We start from the raw sequence: 12,689 nt of genomic DNA, 5'->3' as shown, positions 1-12,689 counted from the left end.
TCTCTTCCCACCGAACAGTAAGGACCACCATGAAACCGCACCACCCCATCCGTCTCGCCGTCCTCGACATGGCCGGCACCACGATCGCCGACGGCGGACTCGTCATCCAGGCCTTCGAGGAGGCCGCGTCCATCGTCGGGCATGACGAGATCGTGCTCTCGGATAACGGCACACCCGCCCCCGAGGTGGCCCGCCAGTTCGCTCTCGACACGATGGGCCAGCCCAAGATCGTCGTGTTCCGCGAGATTTTCGGCGACGAGGACCGCGCCCAGCTGGCCAACCGCGTATTCGAGGACTCCTACGACCGCCTGATCCAGGAGGGCCAAGCGGAGCCGATCCCCGGCGCGGAGGAGTCCATCAGGGCGCTGCGCGGCGCCGGCATCAAGGTGGCCCTGACCACCGGTTTCAGCCGCGTGACGAAGGACCGCCTGCTCGACGCCCTCGAGTGGCACGAGATCGCCGACCTCACGCTCGCCCCGTCGGACGCCGGCCGCGGCCGCCCCTACCCCGACCTGGTGCTCACCGCCGCGCTGCGCCTCGAGATCGACGACGTGAAGCAGATCGCGGTCCTCGGCGACACGGCCAGCGATATCGCCACGGGCTTGAGCGCCGGCGCGCAGATCGTGGCCGGCACGTTGACCGGGGCGCACTCCGCCGACGAGCTGACCGCCGCCGGCGCCACCCACATCGTCTCCAACGTGAGCGACTTCGCCGCACTGCTGCTCAGCCGCTAATCACCGGGCAGGTCTACCAAGCGGCGGCCAGGTCCGCATGCTGGCGCACCCAGGTGTGCATGACGATGCCGGCCGCGACCCCGGCGTTGATGCTGCGGGTCGACCCGAACTGCGCGATCGAGACGGTCAACGCCGCCTGACGCTGCGCCTCGGCGCTGACCCCCGGGCCCTCCTGGCCGAAGAGCAGCAGGCAGTTGCGCGGCAGTTCGACGCGCTCGATCGGCTCCGAACCCGGCACGTTGTCCACCGCCACCACCTCGAGGCCGTGCGCCGACGCGTACTCCATCAGCTGCTCCACATCCTCGTGGTGCTCGAGGTGCTGGTAGCGGTCGGTGACCATCGCCCCGCGCCGGTTCCAGCGCCGCCGACCCACGATGTGCACGGCCGCGGCGGCGAAGGCGTTGGCGGTGCGCACCACGGTGCCGATGTTCGCGTCGTGCCCGAAGTTCTCGATGCCGATGTGCAGCGGATGGCGCCGCGAGTCGATGTCCTCGACAATGGCGCCGCGGGTCCAATAGCGGTACGCGTCGACCACGTTGCGACGGTCCCCGTCGGCCAGCAGCTCGGGGTCGTAGCGGGGGTCGGTCGGGAGCGGGTCGGTCCGCTCCTCGCCCCACGGTCCGACTCCCACGGGGTGCGAGTTCCACTCGGTGGGGCCGGCCGCGGGGTCAGCGGGCACGGGCGGGGGATTCTCGGAAATGGGCTGGGGCACGGTCCGACCGTACTCTGGAGCGGGCCGCGACCACGCTGGCCGTCCTCTGCCGTTCGATACAGGAGATTTTGTGAGCATCAACCGATTGATCGTCCGCCTGCTCGCGCCGCTCGCCATGGCGCTGTTCGTCGTCGCGATCACCATCGGCCTGTCCCAGCCGACGCTGGTGGAGACGGCCAACGGCGCCGTCGTCTGCGCGTCCGCCTTCGGCACCGGCGATATCAGCGGCGCCACCGAGACCGGCCAGGCGAGCTGCGCCGCGCTGACCTCCGAGCGCCAGATGTGGTCCTTCAGCCTGTTGGGCATCAGCCTCGGCCTGCTGGCCGGCGTGTTCTGGGTCGCGCTCTCGACCAGCCGCACCCCGGAGCAGACGCCCGCCACCCAGTGGGTCGACTACCCAGCCGCCGGCCCCGTGGATCCCGCCGACCCCCGCTAGGCCTTCGTGATCCGGCCGTTGATCACCCGCAGCAGCCAGCTGGGGGAGATCGCGGCCAGCGAGAACATCGCCCGGGCCTGCAATCCGACCGGGCGATGGGCCGAGCGGGCCAGCGTCGCCAGCCAGTGGCTGGGGCCGCGCACGGTTTCCAGGATGGCCTCGGCGACATCCTCGGCGGTCAGGTGCACGCCAAGCGACCTCGTCGAGCCCGTGTCCATCCCCACGATCATCGACGTGTCGACGAACAGCGGCCACATGGCGGCGACGCGGATATTGTCGGCCCGCCACTCCAGGTCCAGCGCCTCGGTGAGCCCGCGGACCGCGAACTTGGTCGCGCCATATGTGGCCAGCTCGGGCTGCCCGTAGATCGCGGACGCCGAGCACAGGTTGACGACCTGCGCGTTCGGCGTCCCCTTCAGATACGGGAAAGCGGTGTGACAGCCGTTGAGCGTGCCCAGCACGTTGACGTCGACCATCCGCTGCTGCGCGGCCAGGGGGACGTCGGCGAAGCGGCCCGAGGACAGCAGGCCGGCGTTGTTGATCAAGATCGTGAGCCGGCCGTCGTCCGGCTCGGTGAATTCCGCGAGCCGCGTCTGCCAGGCGTCGGCGTCCGTCACATCCAGAATGCCGGTGCTGATCTGCCGGCCGGACTTCGCCGACTCCTTGGCCAGCGACGCGAGCCCGGTCTCGTCGACGTCGAACGCCCCGACTCGATAGCCGGAGCGCGCGAAGAGCAGTGCGGTGGCGCGGCCGATACCGGACGCGGCGCCGGTGATCACGACAGATGGTGTTGGCATCACACCAGGCTAGTCAACGATGGACCCAGATTCATCCACAACCGGACATCGACCTTCGCCGTCTCCCGGCCATGGTCCAGTGGACAGGGGAGGAAAGTCAGGTTCAGGACCGATATGGATCCGCAGTCAATGTCAGAGGTCGGGGTTACTCTTGAGTCCCTGGATAGGCAGACAATTGAAACCCCTGGCAGAGGAGCTAATGGATGACTTCACTGCGCTGCTCGCTTCATTCTCCGGATGCCGCAATCAGTTCTAGGCGGGGACCCGCTACCATCGACCGCTCGAGGCCGCCGCACCGTATCCCTGGACACCAACCATGACCAGCGCGGGATTGTTAGTTGCGCGGAAACTGGCCGTCACCAATCGTGCATTCATGGCGGTCGACGACGCAACAGGGGACCCGATTGGGCTTGACGACATAGATACTCGCGCCGGGTGGCTGCTCGACTTGATCACCGAGTCCGGGGCGGAGCTACTGGGCCGGCTGTGGCGGCCCACCACCTTCGACACCCTCGCCGCGGGCAGGGACCGGACGGCCCGGCGTCTGCCCCTGCAGGGGAATGCCGTGGCCGCGCGACTCGGCTGGACCCCGCACTACCCAGACGGCGTCTACGTCCCGTCTCGAGTGGGCCGTGTGGTGACCGGGCAAGTCGTTGCAACCCTGCGCACCCTAGCCCACCGTGACCGCGCGATCATTGCGCTCGCCGCCCGATTCGACCCCGAGAGCGGTCACCTTGCGCCACAGATGAAGGAGGATGTAGATGTGCCGGCGGCGTTCGCCCGCGGGGTGTACCGGCAGCTGGTCGCCTGGGCTCGCCGCCACGCCCAGGATAACGGCGGGCAAACCGTGTCGACGTCGGTGTCGCGATTGCGGGTCACCGACATGCAGGCCGTACCCGGGTTCGCACGGATCGCGAGGCTTGCCGCTGCCGACAAGCAACTCGCCCACCTCGCCGCGAACGACACCGACCTCGTGCTGACGGTGACGATGCCGACCTGCCCGAACCCTGCCCACCGAGCGGATTGGCGGCGAGTGCGGCTCACCGCTGCGATACCCCCACATCTGCGTGATCGTCCAATTACCCAGTGGCATCTGCCCACCCTGGAGATCGATCACCGGGGCTTATTGTGGCGGTGCGCGATAACCGAGTTGGTGCCCGCCACGAATGCGGACACTGCGACGCGGGCTGTGGGGGTGGACTGGTCACCTGCAACGTTGGGGGCTGCCGCCGTCGTAGCCGAGATTGCAGATGGGCTGGTGTCGGACTTCCACGGCTGGACCTACGACGACCGCGGCCTCGGAATCAAGCTCGCCCGCCTACAGATCGAGGGGCAGATGCTCCACCGCAAGGCCGCCCGGCTACGCCAGCTCGCCGCCACCGCCCCCGCCCGTGTTCGCGTCCAGCTCGAGTCGAAAATCTCGGCCTGGACGGTCACCGCACAGCTGTGGGGACCAAACGGCGAAGGATCAATCGGGAGTTGGCATTCCACTTCGCCCGTCAGACCACCGATTACGCGACTGCCGCAGGAGCGCAGGCAATTGGAGTGGAGGACCTCGCCACCCTGGAGCCGCGGGGGCATGGGCGGGTCAACAACAACCGTGCCGCACAGTCCGCCCGCCGCAAGGCCACCGACGCGCTCGCTCACACTGCGGCTGGGGCCGGTATCGAGGTAGTGATGGTGCCCGCGCGTGGGTCGTCCTCACTGTGTCCAGGCTGCAACGAAAGAGTCTCCCGCCCCAGCGGATACCACTCTGCGTGGTGCGCCCGATGCCGGGTTGGAGGAAATCGGGATCATGTGGCGGGGGTCAACTTGGCCAAGCGAGTTCTGGTGGGCAAGTACAGGGTGGTGCGCCGGCGCGGGCAGATGCCGCGCGTGAAGACTGCGGAGCATCAGCCGGTGCGCAAATGCCGAGACAAGACCGGGCCGACCCCTCCGCGGCCACGACATCGCCGAGTCCGCCACAGTAACAACGGACCCCAGCTTTCAGGGTCGGGGGTGAAATCCAAGAATCATGTTCCTGCGCCACAAGCGTCGGTGTGGGACACAGTCAAGCCCGTTGCGCCGCAAAGCGTGGCGGGTAGCCGTGCATCACATGGCCTGCACCTAATGCCGTCAAGGTGTCGGAAGTAGCAGATTCATGTAGACGCTAGACTGAATATCCCGCACCTTCATGCGGGAGTCGGTTTTGCTGCCAAGTCTTTGGAGCTGGGCCATGGACCACAAGAGAGCAATCCGGGGCGTGATCGCGGTGACCGCCCTATTCTTCGTCGCCCTGGCGATCTGGGTGACCTTCCTCGCGCCGCACGCGCCCGAGGGCACCCTGCCGTACGAGATCGCCATCCTTGTCTTCGGCTACGGGTTCCTGCTGGGCCTCGCGCTGCTCTGGGCGCAGCGCGCCTCACGCGCCGATCGCAAGCTCTACAAGCACGGCTATGAGGGCTGGGCCACCATCACCTCGGTGCGAACCATCCCAGACCCGGACGCCGCCGGCGAGCGCGCCGAGCTGGAGTTGAAGTTGACGGTGCCCGGCTCAGAGTCCTACGCCGGCAAGCTGGTGCGCACGATGAACCGGCATGAGAGGACGGTGCTGGTCGTGGGCGCGACCGTCCCCATTCGCGTCGACCCACACAATAGGGACCACATCATGTTGTGCCCGTAGGTCGTCAGCGCCTGCGCAGGCGCAGCATCCCCTCAATCAGCATCACGTGCGCGGCCGCATAAGTCGCGATGACGAGGCCCTCGGCGAGTCGCTTGCTGGTCTCGCCCTTGAGGAACATCCGGCGCACCACGATCGACGCGTCGGACACCGAGAAGACGAGGCCGCCCGCGGCCAGCCAGGTCCGCGGGTCGTTCCGCTCCGGCACCGGGATCCCCGCGACCTGTCGCGCGCCGGGGGCCAGAGCCGGGTCCGACGCGAGGGTGGCGGTGGCGCCCAGCGCGAAGCTGTAGGCCGACAACGGCTTCGCCACCGCCGGCAGGCGCCAGAACAGCAGGCCCGAGCCCGCCGCGGCTGTCGCGGCCTGTGGCAGCGCGGTGGCCACATGCGGCTTGGCCCCCGCCTGGCGCAGCACCGTGGTGTAGGCGGACTGCATCACTCCGAAGGACGAGGCCCCGCGGACCAGTCGGTCGTCGTTGTCCGCGTCCACCATGAACACGTCGCCGACGGTGGCCGCGGCCAGGCCGACGAGCAACAGCGTGGTGTCGATGCCGTCGAGGCGCTTATCGCGGTACTCGCGGATGACCCGGGCAGCGAGCGCCGGCGCCATCACGGACTTGGACGCGTACTGCAGCCGCTTGTCGCCGCTGAGCGCGAGCACGGTCGTCGCCACCGAGGACGCCAGGTAAACGCTGTGCTCGGGCAGCACCTCGCGCTTGCCGCGGATCACGTCCGCCAGCGCGGCGCGGACGTCAGCTGCCTTCATCCGTGAGGCCTTCATGCCAAGCCCAGATCGTCGAGCCCCAGCAGCGCGCGGTACGGCACTCCCTCAGCCTCGATGACCTTGTCGGCGCCGGTGGCCCGGTCCACGACCGTCGCCACGCCGACCACAATCGCCCCGGCATCCCGCAGCGCACGCACGGCGGTCAGCGGCGAGTTGCCGGTGGTGGTGGTGTCCTCCACCACGAGCACTCGCTTGCCGACAATGTCCGGGCCCTCGACCTGGCGTTGCATGCCGTGCGCCTTGGCGGCCTTGCGGACCACGCAGGCGTCGATGGGCCGGCCGGGGGCGTGCATGATGGCCATCGCCACCGGGTCCGCGCCCATCGTGAGCCCGCCCACCGAGTCGAAGTCCCAATCCGCGGTCAGCTCGCGCAACTGCGCGCCGATCAGCGGCGCGGCGCGGTGGTGCAGCGTCGCACGGCGCAGGTCCACGTAGTACTCGGCCTCCTGGCCGGAGGACAGCGTCACCTTGCCGTGCACCACCGACAGCTCGCGAACCAACTGCGCCAACTCGTCTCGATCGTTCATCTGCCACCTTGCCTATGCGGGGCGTCGTGCCCATGTCGTGCCTGAAAGTCTGCTATTTCTTGTTCTGCCGCCGGCCCCGCAGCACACTGCGGGTCGCCAACCCCATGAACGCGAGCACCGGCAACACCCCGAACAACACTGTTTCCATCTACCCTCCCCAACCGGCTAGGTGCGGCCGCGCGCCTGTCCGAACCTGCCCGCCACCTGCCGCACGATCCCGCGTGGGATCAGCCGGCTCGCCGTGGTCAGCACCTTGTACTGCGCGCCCGGCACGCTGATCACCTTGCCCTTGGCCAAGTCCCGCATCGCCGCCGCGACCAGCTTGTCGACGGTGAGCCACATGAACGACGGCATCGTGGACATCTCGATCCCCGCGCGGCTGTGGAACTCCGTGCGCACAAATCCCGGGCACAGTGCCATCATCCGCACGCCGGTGCCGGTCAGCCCGCCGTCGAGGCCCTCCGTGAACGAGACCACCCAGGCCTTGCTCGCCGAGTACGTCGAGCCGCGGCCGGACACCAGCCCGGCGACGCTCGCCACGTTGACGATGCGGCCGCTGCCGCGCGCGATCATGACCGGCAGCGCGGCACGGGTTAGGTCCATGACGGCCGTGACGTTCACGTCGAGCTGGCGCTGCAGCAGCGCGTGCTCGGCGGTCCAGAACTCGCCGCTGGTGCCAAAGCCCGCATTGTTGACCAACACGTCCACCCCGGCCGCCAACCGCTCGGACACCTTCTCGCGGTCCGCCGCGACCGACAGATCCGCGGCGAGCACCTCGACCTCGACGCCGTGCGTCAGCCGCAGGTTCGCCGCGAGGGCTGCGAGCTTGTCCGCATCACGCGCGACGAGCACCAAATCGTGTCCGTCCACGGCGAACCTCGTCGCGAAACCTGTGCCGATGCCGGAGGTCGGGCCGGTGATGAGGGCGACGGGTCTAGTCATGCGGTCGAGCCTACGTCGTGCTCGGCCGTCGGTCACGGATGTCCGGGGTCGTGGACAGCGGGCGTCGGCGCGGTGCGGGGGCGATCTGGCGGCAGCACCCGCAGCAGGCTCGAGAACCTGGCCAGGGCGGCGATCGCGTCGTCCCAGTCGTTCGCGCTCGCGGTCTCGGCGAGCCAGCAGAACGACCAGTCACCCTCGCTCCAGAGCACCTCGATCACCTCGGGGGCGGCCTCAGCGAAGGCGACCATGCGGCGATCACAGACGCGCCGGGCCACATCGAGGTCGTCGGAGAACGCGAAGAAGCGGCCCACCGCGCCCAGGATGTTGACCTCGTCCTCGCGGGGTGCCGGGGAGGTCTCCGAGCGCAGGTCGAACACCACGGCCGAGCCGATAGGCCGCTGCAGCGCGAGGATCGTGATTGTCTCGACCTGCTCGGACTGCTTGCCGCCCGGCGTCTCGACGACATCGGCGAAACGGAGATCGAAGAGATACAGCTGGGATCCCTCGTAGAGTCCGCCGGCGACCTCGACAGCGTGACCGTCCTCGACCTCGTCGAACACGCCGCGCTTCCAGCGGCCCTCAAGAGAGTCCATCGCGGGTGTGTAGTCGAGGCCGCGGATGGCCGCCCACTCGGAGCGCGAGTGCTTCGCCGGCTCCGGGCGCGCGCGGTCCAGATACATCAGCATGACGGCGCCCAGGAGCGCCAGGCCAGCGAGGACAAACCAGAATGTAGACATCACCTGACAGTTTAGGCAATGCGGCCGGAGCCCGGTGAGACTGTCCTGCGAAATGGCGTCCGGACGCGTTTAGGAGGTGCCGCTGCCGAGGTCGGGGAAGGCTCCCGCGATAACCAGTTCGGCGGTCATCACGCCGTCAGGTCCGCTGACGCCTTTGACCAATACCGGGTCGCCCACGGACAGGTTGCGGACCCCGCCGCTGCCGCGCAACGTCGCGACGCGGGTGCTGTTCGTGGTGGTCACCCGGCAGGAGACGCCGTCGAGGCCCTGGACTGTGAAGTTCGCCCCGTTGATCGCGGACACTGTCCCCACCGCGGCGCCGAGGGCGATCGTCGTCGAGGACACCCCCGCGTCGGTGGTGCTCGGTGCGCCAACTGCCGGCGACTGCGCGGCGGTGGGCGCAGGGTCCGTCGTCGCCGGGGCCTGGCCGCCGATCTGCGCCTGCCCGGTCGTGGTCACCGACGCCAGCCGCTGGGTGGAGTTGTCGCCGCTGCCACCGATCAAGTATCCGCCGGCCAGTCCGATCACCAGCAGGCTCGCGCCCGCGACGCTGGCCCCGACCAGGCCGACCGTGCGCCGCGCCCGCTCAGGCTGCGGCGCGGACGGAGCGGGGCTGACGGGAAACGGATAGCCGGGGGCTGACGGGTGGTTCGGCGTCGACCACTGGGTTGCTGGACGCTGCGTTGTCGGATGCTGTGCCGCCTGCGTGGGAAACTCCCGCGTGGAATTGCTGGCATCGGGTGCGTCGCCATAGGGCCATTTGTCCTCGTTGTCTGCCATCAGTCCTGTCAACCTCCCTCGCGAAGTCCGGTTCGAGTGTCCGTGTTGGATAGTGCGTCCAGGCTAGGCGCCCATCCTGAGTGCAGCCTGTGAACAGGACGTTCCCCCACCCTGATCCACCTAGAATAGGGCGATGGATCAGCGCGTGCATTTCCTCACCTTGTCCACCGCCGACCTCGACGCCGCCCGCGCGTTCTACGCGGACGCGCTGGGCTGGACCCCTGCCCTCGACGTCCCCGGCGAGATCCTCTTCTTCCAGGTCGCGCCCGGCCTGATGCTGGGACTATTCGACGCGGTGAAGTTCGCCGAGGACCTGGGCGGAGGCGGCGAGGTCGGCCCGCCGGCCGGGGTGACGCTGTCGCACAACGTCGAGAGCCCGGCCGCCGTGGCGACGCTCGTCACCAAGATGGCCGATGCCGGCGGCACCGTCCTGAAGGCGCCACAAGAGGGGAAGTTCGGCGGCATCTTCCACGCTCATGTGCGTGATCCCAACGGCGTGGTCTGGGAGATCGCCCACAACCCGCACTGGCGGGTCGACGCCGACGGCCGGGTCATTCTGGGCTGAGCCTGCTCCTCCCCCCCATTCGCCGCGGGTTTCCATCCGGGCCGCGCTTGCAACCGCGGGACGGCTGGAAAGCCGCGGCGTTCTGCGCGTGGCACGAACTCCCCCTCGCACAGCACTGCGCCCGAGTCCTAGAACAGAGCTCGGGCGCAGTTGTCGTCTGGGTTAGCGGCGGCTGGAGCGTGCTCTCACCGTCTGCCGCTCGTCGCGCGCGCTGAAGTTCAGGTCGCGCCCGTCACCGGACATGCTGACGGCCACCACGGCCACGATGGCGATCAGCGTGATTGCGATAATCATTGGCTCATCCCTTCTGCTTTGCCCCCTGCAACTAGGGCGGTGGGCCGCACAATGCGGTCCACTTCGATCGAACCAGTCCGCCACACTCGGCGTCTACCTGTAACTGTCGGTAACGTGCATGATCTGCGTCATGCCCGGCACCGACAGGAGGCCGGCGTCACAGAGGCGTCAGCCGAGCACCAGGCCCGAGCCGTCCTCCGCCACCGTGACCGGCACCGGGTCGCCGTCGCGGATCTCGCCGGCGAGGAGCTTCTTGGCAAGCTGGTCGCCGATCGCCTGCTGGATGAGCCTGCGCAGCGGCCGCGCGCCGTAGGCGGGGTCGTAGCCACGGCTCGCGAGCCACGCCTTCGCGGGCTGCGAGACGTCGAGGGTGAGCCTGCGCGCCGCCAGCCTGGTGGCCAGCTGCGCCAGCTGGATGTCGACGATCGACTCGAGCTGGAGCTCCGAGAGCGGGTCGAAGATCACGACGTCGTCGAGCCGGTTGATGAACTCCGGCTTGAACTTCGCCTTGACCGCCGCCATCACCTGCTCCTTATCGCCGCCGGCACCGAGGTTCGAGGTGAGGATCAGGATGGTGTTGCGGAAGTCGACCGTGCGGCCCTGGCCGTCGGTGAGCCGGCCGTCGTCGAGGACCTGCAGCAGGATGTCGAACACGTCCGGGTGCGCCTTCTCGACCTCGTCGAACAGCACCACCGAGTACGGGCGACGCCGCACGGCCTCCGTGAGCTGGCCGCCGGACTCGTAGCCGACATAGCCGGGGGGCGCGCCGACGAGCCGGGCCACCGAGTGCTTCTCGGAGTACTCGGACATGTCGATGCGGACCATGGCGTGCTCGTCGTCGAACAGGAAGTCCGCGAGCGACTTCGCCAGCTCGGTCTTGCCCACGCCGGTCGGGCCGAGGAACAGGAACGAGCCCGTCGGCCGGTTGGGGTCGGCGACGCCAGCCCGGGCGCGCCGCACCGCGTCCGAGACGGCCTGCACCGGCTCCGCCTGGCCGACCACGCGCTTGCCCAGCTCATGCTCCATGCGCAGCAGCTTGGCGGTCTCGCCCTCAAGCATGCGGCCGGCGGGGATTCCGGTCCACGCCGCGACGACGTCGGCCACATCGTCCGGGCCGACCTCCTCCTTGAGCATGAAGTCGGCGTTCGCCCCGGGCTGCGGGGTCGCGGCCTCGAGCTGGCGCTCCAGCTCGGGAATGCGGCCGTAGCGCAGCTCCGCGACTGCGCCGAGGTCGCCGTCGCGCTCCGCACGATCGGACTCCCCGCGCAGCGCCTCGAGCTGCTCCTTGAGCTCGCGGACCGCGTCGATGGACTGCTTCTCGTTCTGCCAGCGCGCCATCAGCTGGTTGAGCTTCTCGCGCTCGTCGGCCAGCTCCTCGCGCAGCTTGGCCAGTCGCTCCTTCGAGGCGGCGTCCTCCTCCTTGGCGAGGGCCACCTCCTCGATCTCGAGCCGGCGCACGATCCGCTCGACCTCATCGACCTCCACGGGCCGCGAGTCGATCTCCATGCGCAGGCGCGACGCGGCCTCGTCGACCAGGTCGATGGCCTTGTCCGGCAGGAAGCGGGAGGTGATGTAGCGATCCGACAGCGTCGCGGCCGAGACCAGCGCGGAGTCGGTGATGCGCACGCCGTGGTGCACCTCGTAGCGCTCCTTGAGCCCGCGCAGGATGCCGATCGTGTCCTCCACCGACGGCTCGCCGACGAAGACCTGCTGGAAGCGGCGCTCCAGCGCGGCGTCCTTCTCGATGTACTTGCGGTACTCCTCGATCGTGGTCGCGCCCACGAGGCGCAGCTCGCCGCGCGCCAGCATCGGCTTGATCATGTTGCCGGCGTCCATCGCGGACTCGCCCGTGGCGCCGGCGCCGACGATGGTGTGCAGCTCATCGATGAACGTGATGATCTGGCCGTCGCTGCCCTTGATCTCGTCGAGCACGGCCTTGAGCCGCTCCTCGAACTCGCCGCGGAACTTCGCGCCGGCGACCATCGAGCCCAGGTCCAGGGAGACGACGGTTTTGCCGCGCAGGGACTCCGGGACGTCGCCGTCGATGATGCGCTGGGCCAGGCCCTCCACGATCGCCGTCTTGCCGACGCCCGGCTCGCCAATGAGCACCGGGTTGTTCTTGGTGCGCCGGCTCAGCACCTGCACGACGCGGCGGATCTCCGTGTCACGCCCGATCACCGGGTCGAGCTTGCCCTCGCGGGCCACGGCGGTCAGGTCCGTCGAGTACTTCTCGAGGGCTTGGTAGGTGTTCTCGGGGTCCTCGGTGGTCACGCGAGTGTTGCCGCGGACGCTGACGAAGGCCGCTCGCAGCGCCTCGGCGCCGGCCCCCTGCCCGGAGAGCAGGCGCGCGACGTCGGAGTCGCCAGTGGCCAGGCCCACCAGCAGGTGCTCGGTGGAGACGTACTCGTCCGACATCTCCGCGGCGAGCTTCTGCGCGGTGGTGACCGCGGCGAGCGACTCACGGGAGAGCTGCGGCTGCGCCGAGGCGCCGGAGGCCGACGGCAGCGCCGTGACCAGCCGCTGCGCCTCGCCCTTCACCAGTGCCGGGTCGACACCGACGGCCTGCAGCAGCGGACCGGCGATCCCGTCGGACTGCTCGAGCAGCGCCACCAGCAGGTGCCCCGGACGAATCTCCGGATTGCCGTTGGCCGCGGCCGATTGCAGGGCGGCGCTGAGCGCCGCCTGGGTCTTCGTCGTGGGATTGAATGCGTTCACTGGCCAC

At 69.0% G+C, this 12,689-nt stretch carries 13 protein-coding genes and 1 pseudogene; 5 read left to right on the top strand and 9 right to left on the bottom strand.

From position 1 onward, the window contains the following. Positions 1-29 precede the first annotated feature (29 nt). Positions 30-734 carry a phosphonatase-like hydrolase gene (locus TBIF_RS15925; RefSeq protein WP_024795762.1) on the top strand — a complete coding sequence of 235 codons (705 nt, stop codon included), beginning with the start codon at positions 30-32 and terminating at the stop codon, positions 732-734. A 13-nt stretch (positions 735-747) separates the two neighbouring features. Here the strand turns inward: TBIF_RS15925 and TBIF_RS15920 are convergent, their stop codons facing one another. Next, positions 748-1,446: a TrmH family RNA methyltransferase gene (locus tag TBIF_RS15920; protein WP_235174790.1), complete on the bottom strand. Its 699-nt coding sequence runs from the start codon at positions 1,444-1,446 to the stop codon at positions 748-750. Between the two features lie 70 nt (positions 1,447-1,516). Between TBIF_RS15920 and TBIF_RS15915 the strand changes: the two genes are divergently transcribed. Further along, positions 1,517-1,882: a hypothetical protein gene (locus TBIF_RS15915; RefSeq protein ID WP_024795760.1), complete on the top strand. Its 366-nt coding sequence runs from the start codon at positions 1,517-1,519 to the stop codon at positions 1,880-1,882. On the opposite strand, the gene TBIF_RS15910 is transcribed toward TBIF_RS15915, so the two are convergent. Beyond that, a complete protein-coding gene (locus tag TBIF_RS15910; RefSeq protein WP_024795759.1) occupies positions 1,879-2,679 on the bottom strand; it encodes an SDR family oxidoreductase in 801 nt (266 codons plus the stop codon). The two genes, TBIF_RS15915 and TBIF_RS15910, sit on opposite strands and share 4 nt — an antisense overlap. 316 nt (positions 2,680-2,995) lie before the next feature. On the opposite strand from TBIF_RS15910, the pseudogene TBIF_RS23805 reads away from it, so the two are divergent. Together TBIF_RS23805 and TBIF_RS15900 are read left to right on the top strand one after the other, a co-directional pair. Then, positions 2,996-4,812 (top strand): annotated as a pseudogene (locus TBIF_RS23805) (zinc ribbon domain-containing protein). 82 nt (positions 4,813-4,894) lie between these two features. After that, complete coding sequence (locus TBIF_RS15900; RefSeq protein WP_024795758.1) at positions 4,895-5,341, top strand: hypothetical protein; 447 nt, start codon at positions 4,895-4,897, stop codon at positions 5,339-5,341. Between the two features lie 4 nt (positions 5,342-5,345). Here TBIF_RS15900 and TBIF_RS15895 read toward each other — a convergent pair whose 3' ends face one another. The 5 genes from TBIF_RS15895 to TBIF_RS15870 form a co-directional block, all read right to left on the bottom strand. Beyond that, positions 5,346-6,104 carry a lysoplasmalogenase family protein gene (locus tag TBIF_RS15895; protein WP_084611733.1) on the bottom strand — a complete coding sequence of 253 codons (759 nt, stop codon included), beginning with the start codon at positions 6,102-6,104 and terminating at the stop codon, positions 5,346-5,348. An 11-nt stretch (positions 6,105-6,115) separates the two neighbouring features. Next, positions 6,116-6,649, bottom strand: coding sequence for an orotate phosphoribosyltransferase (pyrE, locus tag TBIF_RS15890; protein ID WP_024795756.1), 534 nt, complete (start codon positions 6,647-6,649; stop codon positions 6,116-6,118). 165 nt (positions 6,650-6,814) lie between these two features. Next, on the bottom strand, positions 6,815-7,591 hold the full coding sequence (locus TBIF_RS15880; protein ID WP_024795755.1) for an SDR family NAD(P)-dependent oxidoreductase: 777 nt from the start codon (positions 7,589-7,591) through the stop codon (positions 6,815-6,817). 32 nt (positions 7,592-7,623) lie between these two features. Next, positions 7,624-8,328, bottom strand: a complete 705-nt coding sequence (locus TBIF_RS23800) for a TtfA family protein (RefSeq protein WP_038171519.1) — start codon at positions 8,326-8,328, stop codon at positions 7,624-7,626. Positions 8,329-8,397: 69 nt separating this feature from the next. Further along, positions 8,398-9,108, bottom strand: a complete 711-nt coding sequence (locus TBIF_RS15870; RefSeq protein WP_024795754.1) for a DUF5666 domain-containing protein — start codon at positions 9,106-9,108, stop codon at positions 8,398-8,400. A 133-nt stretch (positions 9,109-9,241) separates the two neighbouring features. Between TBIF_RS15870 and TBIF_RS15865 the strand changes: the two genes are divergently transcribed. Further along, positions 9,242-9,673 (top strand): VOC family protein, encoded by a 432-nt coding sequence (locus TBIF_RS15865; protein ID WP_024795753.1) that lies wholly within the window; start codon positions 9,242-9,244, stop codon positions 9,671-9,673. A gap of 162 nt (positions 9,674-9,835) precedes the next feature. On the opposite strand, the gene TBIF_RS26490 is transcribed toward TBIF_RS15865, so the two are convergent. After that, entirely contained in the window at positions 9,836-9,967 is a 132-nt protein-coding gene (locus tag TBIF_RS26490; RefSeq protein ID WP_268746916.1) for a hypothetical protein, read from the bottom strand. A 168-nt stretch (positions 9,968-10,135) separates the two neighbouring features. After that, on the bottom strand, positions 10,136-12,682 hold the full coding sequence (gene clpB / locus TBIF_RS15855) for an ATP-dependent chaperone ClpB (protein ID WP_024795752.1): 2,547 nt from the start codon (positions 12,680-12,682) through the stop codon (positions 10,136-10,138). Between the last annotated feature and the right edge of the window lie 7 nt (positions 12,683-12,689).

Source organism: Tomitella biformata AHU 1821 (assembly GCF_000524475.1).
In the GTDB taxonomy this organism is placed as follows: Bacteria; Actinomycetota; Actinomycetes; order Mycobacteriales; family Mycobacteriaceae; genus Tomitella; species Tomitella biformata.
Note: the sequence above shows the minus strand (reverse complement) of the source record. Positions and strands in the feature narration are given on the sequence as shown.